We start from the raw sequence: 2,275 nt of genomic DNA on the forward strand, positions 1-2,275 counted from the left end.
GTAAGCACCAAATAACTGACCGACTATCAAACTAACTAAATCCAAGTTATGATTACCTCATCAAATAATTGGTGAGGTGATTTTTATTGGCAAAACCCGATATTGTACAAATCAAAATGGATCAATCTGAACCACAGCTACGCGCAACAACCAAGGCGCTACAAATTAAGGTTGGCCCAAATAAATCAGTGATCGTCTACAATCGCATTAATAACTATATTTTAGAAGCAGTTTTAAAGGCGGTGTTCACCGATGATCATTGATCAACGGCAAATTCGCCAAGTCTATTTAGTGTGCGGTAAAACGGATCTTCGCCGTGGCATCGACGGTTTAGCCGGCGTTGTCCAGGATCAATTTGAATTGGATCCTTATAATCAGGCGCTCTATTTATTCTGTGGTACTAGGAAAGACCGCTTTAAGGCGCTCTACTGGGACGGTGATGGCTTTTTATTACTTTACAAACGAATTGAAAATGGGCGGTTACAGTGGCCGACTAATCAGAATGCATTACGCAAACTGAATGCCAAACAATTGCGGCGATTACTCAGCGGTTGGTCGTTAGACGCCACTATTCATAAAACATGTCCACCTGGACATGAAAAATAACTATTCAAGCTAAAGGAGACGTGGTAAACTCAATTCATAAAATACGGACTGAGTAGGTGGGCTAATGACCCCAGAAGAAGAAATTGCGGCGTTACGCAAACAGGTGGCCGAATTGACAGAGATGGTCGCATACTTGACGAAAAAACTTTATGGTCAAAAATCAGAACAAACGGACCCTAATCAGCTGTCTTTACTGGAAGGTAATGACGGTGTTTTTAGCGCGCCAGAGCAAACTGGCCAACAAAGCAGCGCCACAGATCAAGTACCGGCAAAGAAAAAGCGTAAAAAAACCCGGCAAGAAAGCTTAAGCCGCCATTTGGCGGTTAAAGAAACAATGATTGATTTAACTGGCCAACAGTGTGACCAAGGTCATAAGCTAACCAGCGTTGGCAAAAAGTTTGTCCGTGAAGAACTGCATTTTATTCCGGCTAAACTCTATCGTGAGCGTATTTATACGCGCACCTATAAGTGCCTTGAATGTGAACTAGAAGATGGGATTGCGCATTTAATTCAAGCGCACACACCAGCAGCTTTAATTCCGCATAGTCTCGCTTCAGCTTCGGTGGTTGCCGAGATCATCTGTCAAAAGTTTATCTTAGGTACGCCGTTATATCGGCAATTACCCAACTGGAAGCGACTAGGTATCGCACTTTCAGAAGCCACGGCGACCAACTGGATCATTAAATCAAGTCAAATGGTTGCGCCAATCTACGACCTATTGTGGCAAGCAATCAGCGCGCAGCGCTATTTGCAAGGTGACGAGACCCCAATTCAAGTACTACGTGAATCAGGTAAAGCCGCAACCGCAAAATCCTATATGTGGGTGGCCCGAACGGTCAAACAATGTCCCCAGCAAATTATTTTATATGCTTATAGCAAGACACGTTCAGGCACCTTCGCCCAAAAATTATACCAGAACTTCACTGGTATCCTACAGTGCGATGGTTATGCCGGCTATAACTTGTTAGCAAACAGTGTGACTCGGGTCGGTTGTTGGGCCCATGTGCGGCGTAAGTTTTACGATGCCGCCCAAGTTAACGGTAAAACAGTAGCAAGTGTCCCCCTGACATTGATCGATGAGATGTTTGCCCATGAACGACAATGGCAGCATTTTTCCCCGCGCGTGCGGCGGCGTAGACGACGTAGTCAGATTCGCAAGCTACTTAAGCGCTTCTGGAAATGGATCGCTTCGGCACAGGTACTACCTAAATCACGTTTAGGCAAGGCAATCACTTACGCCGTTGATCAAAGGCCGACCTTAGATCGGTTAATCAATATTGGCATGATGGACTGGAGCAATAATGCTTCTGAACGCAATATGAAGCGTCTTGTGATCGGCCGAAAAAATTGGCTTTTCAGTACGAGTCCAGCCGGAGCCAGATCAACCGCCATTTGGCTAACTTTAATTGAAAGTGCCAAGGCCAACGGCATTGATCCACGAGCTTACATTACTTATCTGTTAAAAGAACTGCCGCAACAACCAGATTTCGCCGATCCGGCGCAGTTAGCGGTTTATTTACCATGGCATTATCCAGGTGCTCGGCATCAAAATAAAAAAACAACGGACAAGCATCAAGCTAAAAATGCCGCCTAACAAAAGACAACCAGATTTCTCAAAATCGAGAAGTTTGGTTGTCTTTTTAAAACGGGTGATTATTTACCGCTTACA

3 protein-coding genes are annotated in these 2,275 nt (G+C 44.6%); all 3 read left to right on the forward strand.

Translation table 11 applies throughout. The features are described 5' to 3' along the window. Positions 1–86: 86 nt before the first annotated feature. The 3 genes from FFM78_RS13920 to tnpC all read left to right on the forward strand — a co-directional run bounded on the left by FFM78_RS13920 (position 87) and on the right by tnpC (position 2,200). The gene (locus tag FFM78_RS13920; protein ID WP_171001909.1) at positions 87–263 is read left to right on the forward strand and encodes a hypothetical protein; all 177 of its coding nucleotides are present in this window, start codon (positions 87–89) and stop codon (positions 261–263) included. Next, positions 253–606 (forward strand): IS66 family insertion sequence element accessory protein TnpB, encoded by a 354-nt coding sequence (gene tnpB, locus FFM78_RS13525; RefSeq protein ID WP_010011941.1) that lies wholly within the window; start codon positions 253–255, stop codon positions 604–606. Before FFM78_RS13920 ends, tnpB begins: the two co-directional genes overlap by 11 nt. Positions 607–670: 64 nt before the next feature. Beyond that, positions 671–2,200: an IS66 family transposase gene (gene tnpC / locus FFM78_RS13530; RefSeq protein ID WP_171001910.1), complete on the forward strand. Its 1,530-nt coding sequence runs from the start codon at positions 671–673 to the stop codon at positions 2,198–2,200. Positions 2,201–2,275 lie beyond the last annotated feature (75 nt).

This window comes from Loigolactobacillus binensis (assembly GCF_005405165.1).
GTDB classification, from domain to species: Bacteria; Bacillota; Bacilli; order Lactobacillales; family Lactobacillaceae; genus Loigolactobacillus; species Loigolactobacillus binensis.

Excerpts from the sequence above, each read along its gene's own strand:
- tnpB (WP_010011941.1), top strand. The coding sequence starts at position 253 with ATGATCATTGATCAACGGCAAATTCGCCAAGTCTATTTAGTGTGCGGT.
- tnpC (WP_171001910.1), top strand. The coding sequence starts at position 671 with ATGACCCCAGAAGAAGAAATTGCGGCGTTACGCAAACAGGTGGCCGAA.